Below are 18,463 nucleotides of genomic sequence, written 5' to 3' on the forward strand. Positions count from 1 at the left end.
CGGTCAGCCTTCTCTCGTGTCGGGAGTGGACTCCGGGTGGCCGGTGCGCAGCTCGTTGCTCGTCATGACCGTGCTGCCGGCGCGCGACTGGTACTCCGCGACGAGTCGCAGCAGCTCCTCGCCCGCCGGCCGACGGCCGGGCACGATGTCGCACGACCCGGCCTTGCTCTCCTGGATCTGCACGTTGGGGTCGAGCGCGACGCCGAGCAGGTCGTTGGCGGCGTCGCCGCTCACGACCGCGTTGGTGCCGACGCCCCAGTGGTAGGGCAGCCCGACCTGGTGGATGGTGCGACCCGTGACGGTCAGCGGCGTCATGCGCTCGGTCACCATGACGCGCGCCTCGATGGCGGCGCGGGCCGAGACGATGGTCGCCCACCCGCCGTTCTCGAGACCCCGCTCGGCCGCCAGCTCGGGCGAGACCTCGCAGAAGAACTCCGGTTGCAGCTCGGACAGGTAGGGCAGCCACCGGCTCATGCCGCCGGCCGTGTGGTGCTCGGTCAGCCGGTAGGTCGTGAAGACGTAGGGGTAGACGTCGGCGCCGGGCGAGTCGCCGGACGGGCTCCACAGGTTGTCCTTGCGCGGGAAGACCTTGCGGGCCGGGTTCGACTGCTGGGTGTAGAGCGGGTTCTGGACCGGGGACTCCTGCGGCTCGTAGTGGGTCGGCAGCGGCCCGTCGAGCATGCCCTTGGGGGCGAAGAGCCACCCCTTGCCGTCGGCCTGCATGACGAACGGGTCGTCGCCGGCCAGGCCCGCCGGACCGCCCGTACCCGGCTCGGGACGGTAGGAGGGCGCCTTGTCGGGCACGAAGTCCGGCACGTCGTGGCCGGTCCACTTGCCCTGCTCGGCGTCCCACCAGACGTAGCGCTTGCGCTCGCTCCACGGGTTGCCCTCGGGGTCGGCGGAGGCGCGGTTGTAGAGGATGCGGCGGTTCGCCGGCCACGCCCAGCCCCAGTCGAGCGCGGTGAGGTCCTGCTCGCGACCCGGCTTGCGGTCGGCCGCGTGGTTGACGGACCCGGCGTAGACACCGGTGTAGATCCAGCAGCCGCCGTCGGTCGAGCCGTCGGCCTTCATCTCGGTGTAGGCCGAGAGCGGCCGGCCCGCCTGGTCACCCGTGAGGTGACGGCCGTTGATCTCGGCGAGCACCGCCTCGGCGTCCGGGTCACCGTGCTCGTCGGTGGGGTAGTCCCACGTCAGGTCGAGCAGCGGACGGTCACGCTCGTCGGTGGAGTCGGCGAGCAGCTCCCGCACCCGCCGGCCCAGCTCGTAGAAGAACTGCAGCTCGCTCTGGCAGTCGCCCGGGGGCTGGACCGCCTGGTGGTGCCACTGGAGCATGCGCTGGGTCTGCGTGAACGACCCGCTCTTCTCGGTGTGCGCCGCCGCGGGGAGGAAGAAGACCTCGGTCTGGATGTCCTCCGTGACGAGCTCGCCCGAGGCGATCTCGGGTCCGTCCTTCCAGAACGTCGCGGACTCGATCATGTTGAAGTCGCGGACGACGAGCCACTTGAGGTGCGACATGGCCTGGCGCTGCATGCGCCCGTGGGCCGAACCGACGGCCGGGTTCTGACCGAGGAGGAAGTAGCCCTCGACCTGGTCGTCGAGCATCGCCATCGTCGTCTGGTAGGTGCCGTGCGCCCCGGTCAGCTTCGGCACATAGTCGAAGCACCAGTCGTTCTCGGCCGTCGCGGCCTTGCCCCACCACGCCTTGAGCAGGCTCACGGCATACGTGTCGGCGTTGGCCCAGAAGCCCTTCTGCTCCTTGTTGCCGATGGCCGCGAGGTACTCGTCCCATGTGTCGTGCAGACCGGCGACGGGCATCGCGAGGTAGCCGGGGAGGATGTTGTAGAGCGTCGGGATGTCGGTCGACCCCTGGATGCTGGCGTGACCGCGCAACGCCATGATGCCGCCGCCCGGACGGCCCATGTTGCCGAGCAGCAGCTGGACGATGGCGGCGGTGCGGATGAACTGCGCGCCGAGCGTGTGCTGGGTCCAGCCCACGGCATACACGAACGCCGTCGTGCGCTCACGTCCGCTGTTCTCGGTGACGGACCGCGCGAGGTACTCGAAGTCGTCGACGCTGATGCCGCACGTGTCGGCGACCATCTCGGGCGTGTAGCGGGCGTAGTGCCGCTTGAGGATCTGGAAGACGGTGTTCGGGTCCTGGAGGGTCTCGTCGCGCAGGACGCGGGCGTGCTCGAGGGCAGGCCCGCCGGACCCGTGCTCGTCGCCGGCGGCCCGCGCGGACTTGGCCTCACCGTGCTCGTGCCCGGCCGCAGGGCCCCCGATGGTGCCGGGCGTCTCGTCGTCCTCGCCGTCGCTGCTCGCGTAGGCCCACGTCTGCTGGGAGTAGCTGCCCTTGGCGTCGTCGTAGCCGGAGAAGAGACCGTCGAGGTCCTCGGTGTCCCGGTACTCCTCGCTGACCATCGTCGCGGCGTTGGTGTACGCGACGACGTACTCCTTGAAGTACAGCTCGTGGTCGAGGATGTACTTGATGAGGGCGCCGAGCAGCACGACGTCGCTGCCCGCGCGGATCGGGATGTGCTTGTCGGCCGTCGCCGACGTGCGCGTGAACCGCGGGTCGATGTGGATGACCCGGGCACCCTTGAGGCGCGCCTCCGTCACCCACTGGTACGCGACCGGATGGCACTCGGCCATGTTCGATCCCTGGATGACGATGCAGTCGGCGTTGGACAGGTCCTGCACGTACTGCGTGGCGCCGCCGCGCCCGAACGAGGACCCCAGACTGGGGACCGTGGAGGAGTGTCAAATACGAGCTTGGTTCTCGATCTGGATGGCGCCCGCGGCGGTGAAGAGCTTCTTGATGAGGTAGTTCTCCTCGTTGTCGAGCGTCGCTCCGCCCAACGAGGCGATCCCCATGGTGCGCCGCAACGGGCGCCCGTGCTCGTCGCGGTCCTGCCAGGTGCGCCGGCGCGACTCGACGAAGCGCTGGGCGACCATCTCGACGGCCGTCGACAGCTCGATGGGCTCCCAGTCCGTGCCACCCGGGCGACGGTAGAGCGCCTTGCGCTGGCGGCCGGGGTTGTTGACGAGCTGCTCGCTCGCGGATCCCTTGGGGCACAGGCGGCCACGCGACACGGGCGAGTCCGGGTCGCCCTCGATCTGCACGACGCGCCCGTCCTTGACGAAGACGCGCTGGCCGCAGCCGACCGCGCAGTACGGACAGACGCTCTGGACGACCTTGTCGGCCGTGGCGGTGCGGGGCGCGAGCTCGCGCGTGTGGGCGGAGGTGACCGACGGTCCCCGTCCGAGGAAGTCGCCGGAGCGCACCTGCCGGACGACCGGCCAGGACAAGAAGGTCTTCTTGGGATCCACCGCTGCACCTCTCTGGACGGGGCGACCGGACCAGGACAGCACCGCTGCCCGGGGGACGCCACACAAGCATTACCCACTCGGGGGACGTCGTCCACGGGCGCCCTCCACGGATGGTCCCCACCCGGCTCCGCGGACGCTCGCCACCCGCTGTCTAGAATCGACCACAGATGACGAGAGAGCCCGACCCCACGCCGACCAGAGGACCCGCGAGGTCCGTGGCCCGGGGGCTGGTTGCCCTGGGTCCGCACCGCGGAGCCCACCGGGTGGCCCTCCGGGCAGGCGTCTCGGTGCTCGTGCCGCTGCTGCTCCTCGTCCTCGTGGGTCGGGTCGAGTGGACGGCGTATGCCGCGTTCGGCGCCTTCACCTCGTTGTACGGCCGCAACCACGCCCGACCCGAACGCGCCGGGATGCAGGTCGTCGCCGGCGGGTTCCTCACCCTGGCGGTGACGCTCGGCGTGCTCGTCTCCCTCGCCCCGGACTCCCGGTGGCTCGTCGTGCCGGTGGGAGCCCTCCTCGCCGCCGGCGGTTCGCTCACGTCGGACGCCTATGGCTGGCACCCGCCGGGCCCGCTCTTCCTCGTCTTCGGCTTCGCCGTCTGCGCCATGGTGCCCTCGACGCCGGTGACGGTGCTCGTGGCGGCGGGCATCGCCGCGCTGAGCGCCCTCTTATCCCTGGCGGTCGCCCAGGTCGGGGTCCTGCGCGAGCCCGGCTCGTGGGAGCCGCCCGTGCTGCCCGCCCCGCGCTTCCGGGACGCTCTCGCCGCGCCGGGCGCCGGGACCCACCTGCTGCGCCACGTCGTGGCGCTCTCGATCGCGGGCGCCGTGGCGACGGCCCTCGACTGGCAGCACCCCTACTGGGCCATGGTCGCCGCCGTGGTCGTCCTCTCCGGACCTGACCTGCTCTCGCGGCTGACGCGCGGTGTCCAGCGGGTCGTCGGCACCCTGCTCGGCCTCGGGGTCGCGACGGTCGTCCTGGCGTGGCACCCGCAGGCGGTGACGGCGGTGCTCGCGATCGTCGTGCTCCAGGTCCTCACCGAGCTGTTCGTCGGGCGCAACTACGCGGTCGCCCTGCTCTTCATCACCCCGCTGGCGCTCCTCATGGGCCAGCTCGCCCACGAGGCGCCGATCGGGCCGCTGCTGCGCGACCGGCTGCTCGAGACGGTCCTCGGCGCCGTCGTCGGAGCCGTGGTGCTGCTCCTCGTCCCGGACCGCGCGGCGCGGCACGACGCCTGAGCCGCACCTCCGGGGCGGCGCGGTTCGAAGCAGCAGCCCGGCGGACGGCATACTCACGTGGTGACGAAGAACCTCAGCGAGCGCATCCCGCGGGACCCCGATCCCGACGGCCTCTACGAGGTCTTCACCGGGTGGACGACCGAACGCGGCCTGACGCTCTACCCGCACCAGGAGGAGGCCTTCCTCGAGATCCTGAGCGGCAGCAACCTCATCCTGTCGACACCCACCGGCTCGGGGAAGTCGCTCGTCGCCACGGCCGCCCACCTCACGGCGCTCGCCGAGGACCGCGTCAGCTTCTACACCGCGCCGATCAAGGCGCTCGTCTCCGAGAAGTTCTTCGCCCTGTGCGAGCAGTTCGGAGCAGACAACGTCGGCATGATCACGGGGGACGCGTCGGTCAACGCCGACGCCCCGATCATCTGTTGCACCGCCGAGATCCTCGCGAACCTCGCTCTGCGAGAAGGCAGCTCGGCAGACGTCGGGCTCGTCGTCATGGACGAGTTCCACTTCTACTCCGAGCCCGACCGCGGCTGGGCGTGGCAGGTCCCCATCCTCGAGCTGCCGCAGGCGCAGTTCGTCCTCATGTCGGCCACGCTCGGCGACGTCACGATGTTCAAGGACGACCTGACTCGGCGCACCGGCCGCTCGACCGCCGTGATCACCGGCACCGAGCGACCCGTCCCCCTCGAGTTCTCGTATGCCGTGACGCCGCTGCACGAGACCATCGAGGAGCTGCTCGAGAAGGACCGGGCGCCCGTCTACGTCGTCCACTTCACGCAGGCGGCCGCCCTCGAGCGCGCCCAGAGCCTCATGGCCGTCAAGATCACGACCCGGGAGGAGCGCGAGGCCATCGCCGCGCGCATCGGCGCCTTCCGCTTCGGCGCCGGCTTCGGCCGCACGCTCTCGCGGCTCGTGCGGCACGGCATCGGCGTGCACCACGCCGGCATGCTGCCGAAGTACCGCCGGCTCGTCGAGCAGCTCGCCCAGGACGGCCTGCTCAAGGTCATCTGCGGCACGGACACCCTCGGGGTCGGCATCAACGTGCCCATCCGCACGGTGCTGCTCACGGGACTCACGAAGTTCGACGGGACCAAGCAGCGCACCCTCAAGGCGCGCGAGTTCCACCAGATCGTCGGGCGGGCCGGACGCGCCGGGTTCGACGCGCGCGGCTGGGTCGTCGCCCAGGCGCCGGAGCACGTCGTCGACAACCTCCGCGCCGTCGAGAAGGCCGGCGACGACCCGAAGAAGCAGAAGAAGATCCAGCGCAAGAAGGCGCCCGAGGGTTTCGTCAACTGGTCGGAGGAGACGTTCGAGCGACTCATCGCCGCCGAGCCCGAACCGCTCCAGCCGCGCCTCAAGGTCTCGCACTCGATGCTCGTCAACATCCTCGCGCGCGAGGGCAACCCGGTCGCCCACACCCTGCGGCTGCTCTCGGACAACCACCACGAGCCCAAGGACCAGCGGCGCCTGCAGCGGCACGCGCTCGTCCTCGCCAAGGAGCTGCTCACCTCGGGCGTCGTCGAGCGGCTCGCGACCCCCGAGGAGTCGGGTCGGCGCCACGCGCTGACGATCGACCTCCAGCGGGACTTCGCCCTCAACCAGCCCCTCGCCCCCTTCGCCCTGGCCGTCATGGACACGCTCGACCCCGAGTCCGACTCCTACGCAAGGGATCTCGTCTCCGTCATCGAGGCGATCCTCGAGGACCCGCGCCAGGTGCTGTGGGCCCAGCAGTTCAAGGCCCGCGGGGAGGCCGTGGCCGCCATGAAGCTCGACGGGGTCGAGTACGAGGAGCGCATGGAGCGGCTCGAGGAGGTCAGCTGGCCCAAGCCTCTCGCCGACCTGCTCGAGGTGACCCTCGCGGCCTACCGCCAGACGCACCCGTGGATCTCGCAGGACGCCCTCTCACCCAAGTCGGTCGTGCGCGAGATGTACGAGCGCGGCATGACCTTCAACGAGTTCGTCTCCTACTACGGCCTCTCCCGCTCGGAGGGCCTCGTCCTGCGCTACCTCACGGACGCCTACCGCACGCTGCGCCACACCATCCCGGAGACGACGCGCACCGAGGAGCTCGAGGACCTCATCGAGTGGCTCGGTGAGCTGGTGCGACAGACCGACTCGAGCCTGCTCGACGAGTGGGAGGACCTCGTCAACCCCAGCGACGCCGTGCTCTCGCAGACGGACCTCGCTCCCCCGGCGCGTCCCATCACGACCAACGAGCGCGCCTTCACCGTGATGATCCGCAACGCGATGTTCCACCGCGTCGAGCTCGCCTCGCGCGACGAGTGGGAGGAACTCGGCGAGCTGGAGGCGCGCGTCGCCGAGCTGACCGACCCGCCGCAGAAGGTCGTCATGGACGCCCAGGCCTGGAACGATGCCCTCGGGGCCTTCTACGACGACCACGACGCCATCGCCACCGACCAGGGCGCCCGTTCGCCCGCGCTCCTGCAGGTCGAGCGCACGCCCACCGAGTGGCGGCTGCGTCAGGTCGTCGTCGACCCGGACGGCGACTTGGACTGGGGCATCACCGCGGTCATCGACCTCGCGGCGAGCGACGACGTCGGCGCGGCCGTGCTCACGGTCACCGGCTTCGAGCGCCTGGGCGGCTGATCCCCGCCGGACCCCTCCGAGCTCCTCGGCAGGATCCTCGGCAGGATCCTCAGCAGGCCCCTCAGCAGGACCTCAGCCGCCAGACTCGGCGAGGCGCTTCAGCTCGGTCATCGCACCCTCGGTCTGGGCCGGCAGCTGGCGGTTGATCACCGGCGTCAGCAGCTTGCCGAAACCCTTGGTGCCGATGGTGATCGTGTGGGTCAGTCGGGTCTGCCGGGGCGTCGGTCCGGGCTCGACGTCGAAGTCGACCGTCACGTCCATCATCTTGTCGGTGAAGGAGTTCGTGAGCTTGTGGTCCTGCTCGCGGGCCACGACCCGGCCGTCCATCACCCCGGTGCGGCCGCCGTCCTTGTAGTGGTACCTCAGCTGCGTGCCCACCGCCGTGGGACCACCGCTCAGGTTGTCGAGCTGAGTGCAGCGCGCCAGCCACTCCGGTGCGCGCGTGACGTCGTCGAGGATGGCGAAGACCGCTGCCGGAGGAGCGTCGACGATCTCGGTGCGGGCGTGGTGCGGCATGGCAGTCACCTCTCGTGGCGGGCGACCGAGCGGGCGCCGATCGGCTCCATCCTGTCACCGCGGATAGGTTGGGCTCCGTGGATCTGCAGGAATACCCGACCGACGCCGACGGTGTGCTCGTCGAGCCCGCCCACGGTGGCAACGGCACGGGAGTGCTCGTGCTCTCCGGGTCGAGTGGCCGCGTCGAGCGGGACCGCGCCCGGCTGCTCGCGCGCGCGGGCGTATCGGCCGCCCTGACCTATCGCTGGTTCGGCGGCGACGGCCGGCCCGCCGCCATCTGGGAGTACCCGCTCGAGGCCTTCGCCCCCGCGGTCGCGTCGCTCGCCGAGCGCTGCGACCGGGTCGTGCTCCTCGGCGTCTCGAAGTCTGCCGAGGCCTTCCTGCTGTATGCCGCGGACGACCCCGCCGTCGACGCCGTGGTCGCGCTCGCGCCCAGCCACGTCGCCTGGGCCAACGTCGGCCCGGGACCCGACGGCGCGCTGCGGCCGCAGCACTCGTCGTGGAGCCGGGCCGGGCGGCCGGTGCCCTTCGTCCCCTACGACGACGCCGCCGAACCTGTCGGCGACCCGCCGGCCTACGCCCCCGTCTACGAGCAGAGCCTGCGCACCCACGCCGACCTCGTCGCCGCGGCGACGATCCCCGTCGAGCGGTTCTTCGGTGACGTCCTGCTCGTGGCCGGCGGCGACGAGCGGGTGTGGCCGTCGGTCGGCTTCGCGCAGGCCGTGCGCGCCCGGCGCGAGGCGCTCGACCTCCCGACGACGCTCGTCACCCACCCCGCTGCGGGCCACCGCGTCGTGCTCCCGGGGGAGCCGGTCGCTGCGGGCGGCCAGCCCATGGCCCGGGGCGGCACCGAAGCGGCCGACCGCGCGCTCGGGGAGCGCGCCTGGCCCGAGATCCGGCGCGTGCTCGAGCTCCCCTGACCGCGGACCGAGGTCCGTGTGCACGGACCGCCCCGCACGGGGCGGCACCTGCTCACGAAGACGCGGCGACAGGCGTCACGGGAGACCGCCACGCGGGTATGTTGCCCAGTGCCCACATCGGGGACCCCTCGACCGACAGGACCAGCTCCATGGACTCCACTGACGTCACCGCAGCCTCACGGCGCGCCGGTGACCATCCCGCCCTCGAGACCGCGGCCCGCGTCGGCTATGCCGTCAACGGCGTGCTCCACATCGTCATCGGCGTCATCGCCCTCCAGCTCGCCTTCGGGTCCAAGGGCAGGAGCGCCGACCAGTCCGGGGCCCTCGGCTCCATGGCCGACAACGGTTTCGGCCTGCTCCTGCTCTGGGTCGCCGTCGTCGCCTGGCTCGGCCTGGGCCTGTGGCAGGTCACCGAGGCGATCTCGGGCGGGTGGCAGACGAGCGACCGCGTCAAGGCCGCGGCCAAGGCCGTCGTCTACTTCGTGCTGTCGTGGACGGCCTTCAAGTTCGCCAGTGGCAAGGGCACGTCGAGCAAGAGCCAGACGACCGACTTCACGGCCAGCCTCATGAAGCAGCCGGCCGGCCAGTGGCTCGTCGCCCTCGTCGGCCTCGCCGTCATCGCGGTCGGCGTCTACCACGTCGTCAAGGGCTGGAAGCGCAAGTTCCTCCAGGACCTCGAGACCCACCCCGGCCAGTGGATCGTCAAGGCCGGACGCGTGGGCTACATCGCCAAGGGCATCGCCCTCGCCATCGTCGGCGGACTCTTCGTCCTCGCCGCCGTGCGCCACAAGCCGAGCGAGGCCCGCGGTCTCGACGGCGCCCTGCACAACCTGCTCGGCGCCCCGGGTGGTGCCGTCCTGCTCGCCCTCGTCGCCCTCGGCCTCGTCGCCTTCGGCATCTACTGCTTCGGCCGGGCGCGGCACGCCGACGTCTGACCTCGCTCGATAGCGGCGAACGGCCGGGAACCCTTGGGGTTCCCGGCCGTTCGCATTCTGGGTGGCGTGGCGCCGCAGCCGGGCCGCGCTCAGCGCGAGACGGCCTCGCGCGCCGCCTCGGTGACACGGCCTCCGGTCGTCCGGCGACGCAGGTAGTGCCAGGCGAGCAGGGCGCAGACGATGCCGTTGACCATGCCGACGAGCACGTCGAGCAGGTGGTGCATGCCGCGGTAGAGGCGGGCGTAGCCGACGAGGAGCGGGATGACGGCGCAGACCACCGTGACGAGTCGACGCAGCCACACCGTCTCGATGCGCTGCGCCATGAGCGCGAACGTCAGGTAGAGCGCCGTGGACGCGCCCATGTGACCGCTGGGGTAGCTCGACGTCGGCGGTGCCGGGTCGAGGTGCGGGACCTCCGGGCGCTTGCGGTCGGCGATGGTCGTGGCGGCCACGAAAACGCTGGCCTGCATGGCGATCGCGATGGCGGGGATGACGGCATACCACCACTGCTTGGTGCGCCACCAGATGAGGGCCACGGCCACGACGCAGACGCCGATGATGATCTCGGTGTTGCCGATGTGCGACCAGACGGCCGTGATCGAGTTCATCGTCGACGTGCGGCCCGCGGCGAGGGACCTGCTGATGCTCTCCTCCGAGGGGAGGCCGCCGAGCGGGCCCATGATGAGGAAACCGAGACCGACGATCGCCCCGAAGAGGATGACGGCGGGCGCGAGCACCCGCAGCGCGAAGTCACGCAGGGCCGACCCGACGCTGGGTCGTGAGGAGTCGATCTCGTAACGGTGGACGAAGGTGTGGTTCACGAGCTGCCTTTCGATGACTCGGGCCCGGACTCCCCCTCCGGCGGAGGGGAGTCGTCCGGACCTTTGGGGTTCCACCCGAGGTAGCCGGCGTAGGACGCCGTGCCCAGTCCGACGCCGAAGAGGACTCCGGCCAGGACGTCTGAGGGGTAGTGCACGCCGAGGAAGACCCGGTCGAGCGCGGTGAGGAGGACGTATGCCGTGAGGCCGCCGACGAGCCACCGCCTGGCCACCGGGCTGAGCACCGGCCAGAGCAGCAGCGTCATGATGGTCGCGATCGCGGCCGCACAGGCCACGTGCCCCGAGGGGAAGCTGTAGCCCGGCGCGTGCGAGACGGGGTCGCTGATGACGGGACGGGCGCGGCGCACGATCGCCTTGAGGTCGAGCTGGAGGTTCCACGACACCATGAGCGTGATGAACGCCCACAGGCAGCGGGTGGCGAGCTCGCGGTGCCGGCGCCACAGCACGAGGCAGACGGCCGAGGAGGCGATGTAGACCCAGACGGGCTGCGTGATCTCCTGCCACACGAGCAGGGTCGACCTCAGCCACGGGTTGTCGCGCGTGATGTCGGTGGCGGCGATGGTGAGCCGCTCGTCGAGGTCGATGACGGGGAGGAACTTCTCGCGCACGACGAACGCGAGGAGCGTGACGGGGACGGCGAAGGCCAGCCCGTAGCCGACGGCCCTGAGCAGGCGGCGGCCCCGACCCGCGGGTCGCCGCACACCCCGCCGTCGGTCACGCAACGCGGACCACCAGCGAGTCGGGGAGCACCCGGATGCCGAGGGAGACGTGCTCCCCGATCGGGTCGCCGTCGATCTCGGCCTCGACCGGGCGGCCGGCCGTGACGGTGAACTCCCGGCCCCGCAGGCGGTCGAGGCGGCGGTGGCCGGCGCGGTGGCGGGTCACGAGGTCGGAGATGACCGAGATCCACCCGATCGCACCCTTCGGCGCGACGACGACGGCATCGAGGACCCCGTCGTCGAGCTTCGCCTCCGGCATGAGCTCGAGACCGCCCTGGAGCGTGCCGCAGTTGCCGATGACGACGGTACGGGCGTGGCGGCTGACGGCGCCGCTCGCCTCGTCGTGCTCGCGCTCGTGGTCGCCGTGCTGACCGGTGACCCCGGAGCTGCCCGTGGAGCTCACGTCGACGCGGAAGCCCCGGCTGAACACCTGGCGCAGCCCGCTGAAGACGTAGGCGACCCAGCCGATGACGGCCTTGACCTTCTCGTTGGTGCCGGCCATGACCTGGCCGTCGAGGCCGAGGCCGGCCATGACGAGGAAGACCTCCTCGTCGTCGTCGACCTGCGAGCCGCCGTCGTGCGTGCCATGGCTCTCGCGCGGCTGGATCGGCTGGTCCGCCACCCGGACCAGGCCCACGTCGATGCGGCGGTCGGCGCCACCGAACATCGCCGCGACGGCATCGTCGAGCGAGTCGATGGGCAGGCCGAGGTTGCGGGCGAGGAGGTTTCCCGTGCCGCCCGGGAGCAGGCCCAGGGCGACGTCGGTGCCGACGAGGGCCGAGGCCACGGCCCGGACCGTCCCGTCGCCACCGAGCGAGGCGACGACGTCGGCGCCGGCGCGCACCGCCTCGCGGCCCTGCTTCTCGCCGGTCTCGTCCTCGGTCGTGGCGACCCAGGCCGGGTCCTCCCAGCCGTGCTCCGCGGCAGCCTTGGCCACGAGGTCCTTGGCGGCGTCGAGATCGTCCACCTTGACCGGGTTGTAGACGACGGTGACGCTGCGGCGAGCGCTGGGGGTGTCGGGCATGGTGGGGATCCTAGGGCTCAGGGCATGAGGGGAGGCCGCTCTCGAGCTCGACCAGCCAAGGACATACCCGCCGACCGCACCCAGCCGACCACCAGCGCACCCCCAGCCGGTGTCCAGCCATCGCGCCGCCTGCAGAGGTAGCCTCCGGACGTGTCCACCATTCGCCGGCGTCTCGCCGTTGCCCTGGTCGTCGGTGTCGTCGTGGGCGTCTTCGAGCCCATCGCTCCCGCCCACACGCTGCTGCTCCACTGCCTCGCCGGCTTCATCACGGCCGGCCTGGCTTTCGCGGTGCCGTTGCTGGTCCACGTCATGCGGCACGATGCCCCGTCGACGCGCGAGCGTGTCCGAGGCCGCGACGGCGACGCCGCCTGGTACGACGTCGTCGTGATCCTCGTGGGCCTGGCCGGACTGACCGGGGTGGGCATCCTGCTCATCGGCAGCCAGTCCAAGGGAAGCGCCCAGGTCGTGGAGGCGCTCTTCGGAGCCCTGGCCGTCGGCGTCGGCTGGCTGTGCGTCCACACCGTCTACGTCCTGCGGTACGCCCGGCTCTACTACGCCGAGCTGAGCGACGGCCAACCCCCGATCGACTTCAACATGAAGCAGGACCCCGCCTTCAGCGACTTCGCCTACTTCTCCTTCAACCTCGGCATGGCCTACCAGGTGTCCGACACCGCCGTGCGCTCCACCTCGGTGCGTCGGGTCATTCTCGGGCACTGCCTGCTGGCCTACCTCTACGGCACCACCATCATCGCGGCGACCATCAACCTCATCGCCGGACTCGGCTCCAAGGGCGGCTGAGGCCGCCGGGCCGGGCACCGCCGGCCCGGCCCCGAAGACCCCGCCGGCTAGTCGGAGGCCGACTCGAGGGCGGCGTTCGCGGCGACCTCGTCGGAGTCCGGGAGCAGCACCGTGAGCACGAGCCGCTGGTAGTCGCTCAGCGACAGCAGGACGTGGTCGGGGTAGCGGCTGTGCTCGAACCAGCCCAGATGGGTGATGCCGAGTGAGGTGCGGATCCGGCCCGGGGCGTCGGACCAGTGGGCGCGCTCGTAGCCGATGCGGGCGATCCGTGCGTTCACGCGCTCCTGGACCGCGACGTCGAGCAGCGGCACCTCGGTGGCGAGGTCGGCCGTGCGCGGCCACCAGACACCGTCGGAGGCGTCGACGCCCGGTCGGGAGGAGAGCACGAGGCGGCTCGGCGCCGCGGTCGCGGCATCCGGGTCGCCGGTGGCGGACGGAGGCTGAGCGGGCGGGGTCGACGGGGTCGGGGTCGACGAGGGCGGGGGCATGGCGTTCACAGCGGCTCCTCTGGAGCGGTGGCGTGGAGTGGACCGCGGCTCGCTCGTCACTTCCCGCCATCGAGGCCGACACCGCGCAAGGATCGGGCCTGCTGCTGACTGCCGACGACGGTGACCCTGGTCGGGTCACCACGTCTCCCGCTCAGCGTACGCCCCGGGCGACCTGCCGTGTCCTGGCCACGGCAGGGGCACCAGGGCCACGGCGGCCGGGCGTAGGGTGGCGGCCTGAGGTTGACGCAACGGGCGCCGGCAGATCGGAGTCCGAGATGCCAGGCAGTCCGCCGGTCGAGTCGTCACGAGGTCCCCAGCTCGCCGAGCTCATGGCGAGGGTGCGAGCGGCCAGGAGCGAGGTCGACGTCCTGCGGTCCGGGCGCGTCGACCCGGCGATGCTCGTGACCGCCCGCGGGGTGCTGCTCGACGCGCTCGAGGGCCTCGCCGCCGAGCTCCTCCGACGCAGGCTGCCCGTGCCTCCCGCACTCCGCGACGAGCTCCGGCTCCAGCGCCGGATCCGCGGGGCGCTCCGGGTCAGGTAGCGGCCAGCCGGGCCGTCTCGTCCTTGACCCACAGGCCGATGAGGCCGCCGAAGTGCGCCATGAACCGATCGCGCTCGTGCGCCGGGTAGGTCGTGACGACCGTCGAGCGCAGCAGGCTGTCGAAGGCGTCGGACTGCACCCACTCGAGCACCGCCGCGTCGAGGTGCGGCAGGTGCCGGTCGCACCACGCCCAGTAGGCCGCGGTGTCGAAGTACTCGTCGGCGATGGCGAGGTAGGCGTCGAGCTTCTGCTCGTCGGTGAGGTCCGCACGGTCGGCGACATCGAAGTAGCGGCGCATCTCGAGGTCCATCGGACCCTTGCGGCCGGTGACGAGGCAGAACGCCGACCAGCGCACGAGCGCCTTGATGGCCCAGGGGAAGTAGTAGTGCAGTGACGTCACCGCGACGTCGGGACAGGCGTTGGCGTAGTCGATGGGATAGACGTCGTCGCCCTTGACGAGCATCTCGCAGGAGTTGAACTCCCAGCCGAACATCGCGTTGACGATCCGGCTGATCGCGGCGGCCTGCTTGCCGGCGGACGGCTGCAGGAAGTCGTAGCTCACGGCATACCGGTTGTGCATCGGCTGCTCGGGGCGGAAGTCCATGACCATCGTCTCGGGCCCGATCGACAGGGCGCGCGCGAAGTGGTCGTACTCGACGGTCGACTGCAGGTGCATGAGCATCTCGCCCGACTCGTCGTAGGCCTTGACGAGGTCGCGCTCGTCGTCGATCCGGGAGACGCCGCGCCAGCCGCCGCCGTCGAAGGGCTTCATGTACATGGGGTAGCCGAGCCGGTTGGCGATCGCCTTGAGGTCGAACGGCCGGTTGTACTTCGCCGAGGTGTAGGCCCAGCGCACGTTGTCGACGGGATTCTTGTAGGGCACGAGCCACGTCTCGGGCACCTTGAGACCCAGGCGCATCAGGGCGACGTAGGCGCTGTGCTTCTCCATCGACTGGAAGGTGAACGGGCTGTTGAGCAGGTAGGTGTCGTTCATGAGCGCGGCCTTCTTGAGCCACTCGCGCGGGTGGTAGTACCAGTAGGCGAGGCGGTCGATGACGAGCTCGGTGCGCACCGGCTGACGCAGGTCGAACGGTTCGATGGTGAGGCGCTCGCTCGTGAGCTCGTGCGTCACGCCGTCGTCCGTCGTGATGGGACCGACGAGAGCGAGCAGCGACTCGAAGGCCGTGGGCCAGTCCTCCTCGGCCCCCAGCAGCAGCCCGATCAGGTGGTTGCGCGTCTGCGTCATGTGCCTCTCCTGCTCGACGGTCCGGGTGACCCCGATCCTTGCAGCAGTGTCAACAGGTACGGGTCGAAGGCCGCCTCCCACGATCGCCAGTCGTGCCGGCCCGGCGTCTCGTGGAACGCGACGTCGTGGCCGCTCGCGGCGAGGGTCTGCGCCATCTGGCGGTTGTTGGTCAGGTTGCCCTCGTCGGTGCCGCAGGTGAGGACGAACCGGGCGTCGGTCCGGCGGTGGCGGACGCGCCTGACCGCGGTGACGAACGCGGTGACGCGGTGCCAGAACTCGAAGTCCTCCTCGTCGTCGACGCGCTTGCGGAAGAAGGAGCCCGACTGGAGGAAGAGGGCGCCGAACGTCCCCGGGTGGCGCCACTCGGCCTGGAGCGACGCGAGCGCTCCCAGGCTCGCTCCCATGACGGTCGGCCTCCCGTCGAGGGCGTATGCCGTGTGCACCGTCGGCAGCACGTGCTCGACGAGCGCCTGCGCCCAGAGGGGGTTGGCGGCATACCTCTCGTGGCGCGGTCCGGGCTCGAGGAGCACGACACGGGTCGGCGGGACCCGGCCCGCGGCGGTCGCGTCCCGCAGGCGGGAGAGCAGGTGCGCCCGGCGGGAGTACTCGGGTCCGTCGTGCGCGACGAGCAGCGGGAGCGGGTCGGCCCTGCGGGTCCCGACGGGGGTCACGACGGCGAGCTCGACGTCGCCGACCGGCGTGCTCGTCACGGTCAGCCTCGTTCGCGCCACGTGCCGACCCTAGGGGCTGCGCGCGACGGGCTACCGACCGGCCCGGGAGTCGATCTCGTAGACCGTGACGGTCCCGGCGTGGAACCTGGGGGTGGCGAACTTCGTGATCCGCGGGGACACGGGTCCGGCGGAGGTGTCCGCGACGAGCCAGCCGAGCCCGAACTCGTCCCGGAGCCTGGCGAACCCGGCGGCGGTCGGGTCGGTGAAGAGGGCGTCGTTGTCGGCGAGCCGCTCCGGCCAGCGGGTGGCGACCTGCAGCCCACCGGTGAGGCTCGTGTAGCCCCACCCCTCGAGGACCACCTGCCGCCCGCCGAGGCCGCTGACGTAGAAGGCGAGCGACGCGCAACCGGCACGCTGGACCCCGGTGGCGCAGTGCCGGTTCGTCGCCACGACGGCATCCTCCGGCGTGTTCGTCTGGAGCCAGTCGAGCGCCGCACCGCCGCCCCGGGGCAGTGGCAGTCCACCGCCCGGCAGCAGGGGATCCTGGCGGACGAACGTCTGGAGCCTGTCGAGGACGACCGGTCCCGAGGCTGCCATCGGCGCGCCGAGGACCGCCGCGGTCACGAGCAGGGCGACGCCGACGTGAGCGGGCAGCCGGCCGGTCCGGCGCAGCACGAGGACGACGAGGCCGAGGACGAGCACGACGGCGACGACGACGCCGATGGGGACGAGGATCGACCGGGTCCACGCCTCCAGGCTGTGCTCCTGCCCGGCGGGCACGACGGGAGCTGCGTGCAGGGCCAGAACGGCGGTCGACCAGCCGATCGCCACCCCGGCCACGACGACCGCCGCGCGCACGGCCGGTCGGCCGGGGACCCGTTCGACGGTTGCGGCCATCCCCCAGGCGAGGACCGGACCGAAGAACGCCACGGCGAGGGAGAGGAAGTAGAGCTGGCTGAGAGCCGGGTGCGAGAGCACGAGGTAGACCGTCAGCCCCGAGCCGATGATGCCGAGCATGAACCACGCCGCGGGGTCCGAGCGCACGCTGCGGTGACGGAAGGCGACGGCGGAGGCGAGCACCGCGGCCAACGGGACGAACTGGGTGACGAGCACGAGCGCGAGCACCTCGACCGACCGCGTCGAGAGGTCGCTGACGCCCTCGGGGAGGATCGGGCCGGTGGCCGGTCTGAACGATGCTCCGGTGAGCTGGTGGTAGAGCGGGACCCACTCCATGAAGTCGAAGAGGCTGATCCTGGAGCCCGAGTCGCTGCCTGACACGAGCCGGGACGACACCGGGAGGATGACCGCGCCGATGCCGAGGAGGACCAGCGCCGGACGGATCCAGGAGCGGTCGAGGAGCAGGCCGATGACGATGACGGCCGCGGCCCCCGCGACGAGCATGGGCACCGCGGTCGGCTTGGAACCGCTCGCGAGCACGAGCATGCCGGCGACCGCGACCCACCCTGCGCCCAGGCGCTCGCCGCGCAGGGCCCGTGCCGTCAGGGTGGCGGCGGCGAGGGCGATGGCGACGACGTACGTCTGCGAGAAGCTGAGCAGGCTCAGGGCGTTGACGTAGGCCGTGACGGGCAGGATCTGGGCGACACCGGCGACGGCGATGATCCAGGCGGCGACCGGACCGGTCCACCAGACGCCCGAGAGCTCGCGGGCGAGGGTCGCCGCGGCCAGGATCGCCAGCACGGTGAAGGCAGCCGGCCACAGGCGCATGATGATGGTCGCGTCCGGCGCACCCGAGACGAGGTGGCCCGCCGCCATCTGGGCGTGCGAGAACCAGTGGTAGCGCAGCAGCTCGCCGCTGACCTGCGGGATCTCGGGCGGGATCGAGCGCTCGATCGAGCGCACGATCCCGAGGTGCCAGAGAAGGTCCTGGTAGTACGAGCCGTCCGACGGCGGAAGCCGGTAGCCCCCGAGCAGCCGGACGACGCCGACCGCACTGACGGCGGATGCCGTGGCGACACCCCAGTGCCAGAGCCGCGGGAGCGCCGACGTCGTCTCCCCCGGCAGCCGGCGCCAGTGCCGGCGCAGGCGCGGCACCGCGGCGAAGACGACGATGACGGCGGCCGGCCACACGCGGAGCCAGTGCTGCACCCCGAGGAGCGTCGCCGCGACGAGCGAGACGAGCTCGAGCACGCAGCCGACGACGGTACCGAGGGCGGCGTCCTCGACGAGCGAGCGGCGCTGCCGCACGAGGCTGCGCAGCACGAGCGTGCCGGGCAGGGCCAGCCCGAGGACGAGGTAGGCGCCGTAGCGCAGCAGGTCGAGGGCCGGGACGCCCGTCTGCGCCATCGCCACGGTGACGGCCACGAGGGCCAGCAACCACGGCACGAGACGCGGGCCCACGATCCGGAGCCGGCTCGCGGGGTCGACGCCGGGCACCGACACAGCGGTCACGGCCGTCCCCCCTGATCCTCAACCCGGCGATCGGCCGGGGCACCTGGACGATGCGCTTCCGACCCCTTCCTGCAGAGATTCTCCCCTGCCGCCCTGGCAGGTCTCTGTAAGGACGATGGGTTCTGCAGATGGTATCCGGCGTACGGGCCCGTTCGAGGTGCTGGCGACACCGACGACGGCGTCGCCA

15 protein-coding genes are annotated in these 18,463 nt (G+C 71.5%); 6 read left to right on the top strand and 9 right to left on the bottom strand.

Going from position 1 to position 18,463, the window contains the following annotated elements; all coding sequences use genetic code 11:
• Nucleotides 1-3 precede the first annotated feature (3 nt).
• The gene (fdh, locus tag TAE01_RS06615) at nt 4-3,330 is read right to left on the bottom strand and encodes a formate dehydrogenase (protein WP_147064679.1); all 3,327 of its coding nucleotides are present in this window, start codon (nt 3,328-3,330) and stop codon (nt 4-6) included.
• A 263-nt stretch (nt 3,331-3,593) separates the two neighbouring features.
• Between fdh and TAE01_RS06620 the strand changes: the two genes are divergently transcribed.
• Both TAE01_RS06620 and TAE01_RS06625 read left to right on the top strand, forming a co-directional pair.
• Nucleotides 3,594-4,562, top strand: a complete 969-nt coding sequence (locus TAE01_RS06620; RefSeq protein ID WP_246111185.1) for an FUSC family protein — start codon at nt 3,594-3,596, stop codon at nt 4,560-4,562.
• A gap of 57 nt (nt 4,563-4,619) precedes the next feature.
• The gene (locus TAE01_RS06625) at nt 4,620-7,169 is read left to right on the top strand and encodes a DEAD/DEAH box helicase (protein WP_147064683.1); all 2,550 of its coding nucleotides are present in this window, start codon (nt 4,620-4,622) and stop codon (nt 7,167-7,169) included.
• 72 nt (nt 7,170-7,241) lie between these two features.
• Here the strand turns inward: TAE01_RS06625 and TAE01_RS06630 are convergent, their stop codons facing one another.
• Complete coding sequence (locus TAE01_RS06630; RefSeq protein ID WP_147064685.1) at nt 7,242-7,685, bottom strand: SRPBCC family protein; 444 nt, start codon at nt 7,683-7,685, stop codon at nt 7,242-7,244.
• 77 nt (nt 7,686-7,762) lie between these two features.
• On the opposite strand from TAE01_RS06630, the gene TAE01_RS06635 reads away from it, so the two are divergent.
• On the top strand, nt 7,763-8,605 hold the full coding sequence (locus TAE01_RS06635) for an acyl-CoA thioester hydrolase/BAAT C-terminal domain-containing protein (RefSeq protein WP_222594083.1): 843 nt from the start codon (nt 7,763-7,765) through the stop codon (nt 8,603-8,605).
• Between the two features lie 149 nt (nt 8,606-8,754).
• Nucleotides 8,755-9,540: a DUF1206 domain-containing protein gene (locus tag TAE01_RS06640; protein ID WP_147064687.1), complete on the top strand. Its 786-nt coding sequence runs from the start codon at nt 8,755-8,757 to the stop codon at nt 9,538-9,540.
• Between the two features lie 89 nt (nt 9,541-9,629).
• Here the strand turns inward: TAE01_RS06640 and TAE01_RS06645 are convergent, their stop codons facing one another.
• From TAE01_RS06645 to TAE01_RS06655, 3 genes are read right to left on the bottom strand one after another with little or no spacing between them, the layout of a single operon-like run.
• A complete protein-coding gene (locus tag TAE01_RS06645; protein ID WP_147064688.1) occupies nt 9,630-10,361 on the bottom strand; it encodes a phosphatase PAP2 family protein in 732 nt (243 codons plus the stop codon).
• Nucleotides 10,358-11,080: a phosphatase PAP2 family protein gene (locus TAE01_RS06650; RefSeq protein ID WP_246111186.1), complete on the bottom strand. Its 723-nt coding sequence runs from the start codon at nt 11,078-11,080 to the stop codon at nt 10,358-10,360. Before TAE01_RS06650 ends, TAE01_RS06645 begins: the two co-directional genes overlap by 4 nt.
• Before the next feature lie 13 nt (nt 11,081-11,093).
• Nucleotides 11,094-12,122 carry a diacylglycerol/lipid kinase family protein gene (locus TAE01_RS06655; protein WP_147064693.1) on the bottom strand — a complete coding sequence of 343 codons (1,029 nt, stop codon included), beginning with the start codon at nt 12,120-12,122 and terminating at the stop codon, nt 11,094-11,096.
• 150 nt (nt 12,123-12,272) lie between these two features.
• On the opposite strand from TAE01_RS06655, the gene TAE01_RS06660 reads away from it, so the two are divergent.
• Nucleotides 12,273-12,920 (top strand): DUF1345 domain-containing protein, encoded by a 648-nt coding sequence (locus tag TAE01_RS06660; RefSeq protein WP_147064694.1) that lies wholly within the window; start codon nt 12,273-12,275, stop codon nt 12,918-12,920.
• Between the two features lie 47 nt (nt 12,921-12,967).
• Here TAE01_RS06660 and TAE01_RS06665 read toward each other — a convergent pair whose 3' ends face one another.
• Nucleotides 12,968-13,408, bottom strand: a complete 441-nt coding sequence (locus tag TAE01_RS06665; RefSeq protein WP_246111198.1) for a DUF5994 family protein — start codon at nt 13,406-13,408, stop codon at nt 12,968-12,970.
• 275 nt (nt 13,409-13,683) lie between these two features.
• Here TAE01_RS06665 and TAE01_RS06670 point away from each other — a divergent pair, with 275 nt between their 5' ends.
• Nucleotides 13,684-13,950: a hypothetical protein gene (locus TAE01_RS06670; RefSeq protein ID WP_147064698.1), complete on the top strand. Its 267-nt coding sequence runs from the start codon at nt 13,684-13,686 to the stop codon at nt 13,948-13,950.
• Here the strand turns inward: TAE01_RS06670 and TAE01_RS06675 are convergent.
• Genes TAE01_RS06675 through TAE01_RS06685 form a run of 3 tightly spaced genes read right to left on the bottom strand, consistent with a single transcriptional unit; the run spans nt 13,943 to nt 18,276 of the window.
• The gene (locus tag TAE01_RS06675) at nt 13,943-15,196 is read right to left on the bottom strand and encodes an ATP-grasp domain-containing protein (RefSeq protein WP_147064700.1); all 1,254 of its coding nucleotides are present in this window, start codon (nt 15,194-15,196) and stop codon (nt 13,943-13,945) included. The genes TAE01_RS06670 and TAE01_RS06675 overlap by 8 nt on opposite strands.
• Nucleotides 15,193-15,927, bottom strand: a complete 735-nt coding sequence (locus TAE01_RS06680; protein WP_147064702.1) for an alpha/beta hydrolase — start codon at nt 15,925-15,927, stop codon at nt 15,193-15,195. Before TAE01_RS06680 ends, TAE01_RS06675 begins: the two co-directional genes overlap by 4 nt.
• A 30-nt stretch (nt 15,928-15,957) precedes the next feature.
• Complete coding sequence (locus tag TAE01_RS06685; RefSeq protein ID WP_147064704.1) at nt 15,958-18,276, bottom strand: hypothetical protein; 2,319 nt, start codon at nt 18,274-18,276, stop codon at nt 15,958-15,960.
• Nucleotides 18,277-18,463: the final 187 nt, after the last annotated feature.

This window comes from Terrabacter aerolatus (genome assembly GCF_007991735.1).
Lineage (GTDB): Bacteria > Actinomycetota > Actinomycetes > Actinomycetales > Dermatophilaceae > Terrabacter > Terrabacter aerolatus.

What these genes read in the sequence shown, in the direction of transcription:
- TAE01_RS06640 (WP_147064687.1), top strand. Translation starts at nt 8,755, where the DNA reads ATGGACTCCACTGACGTCACCGCAGCCTCACGGCGCGCCGGTGACCAT.
- TAE01_RS06670 (WP_147064698.1), top strand. Translation starts at nt 13,684, where the DNA reads ATGCCAGGCAGTCCGCCGGTCGAGTCGTCACGAGGTCCCCAGCTCGCC.
- TAE01_RS06655 (WP_147064693.1), bottom strand. Translation starts at nt 12,122, where the DNA reads ATGCCCGACACCCCCAGCGCTCGCCGCAGCGTCACCGTCGTCTACAAC.
- TAE01_RS06630 (WP_147064685.1), bottom strand. Translation starts at nt 7,685, where the DNA reads ATGCCGCACCACGCCCGCACCGAGATCGTCGACGCTCCTCCGGCAGCG.
- TAE01_RS06675 (WP_147064700.1), bottom strand. Translation starts at nt 15,196, where the DNA reads ATGACGCAGACGCGCAACCACCTGATCGGGCTGCTGCTGGGGGCCGAG.
- TAE01_RS06665 (WP_246111198.1), bottom strand. Translation starts at nt 13,408, where the DNA reads ATGCCCCCGCCCTCGTCGACCCCGACCCCGTCGACCCCGCCCGCTCAG.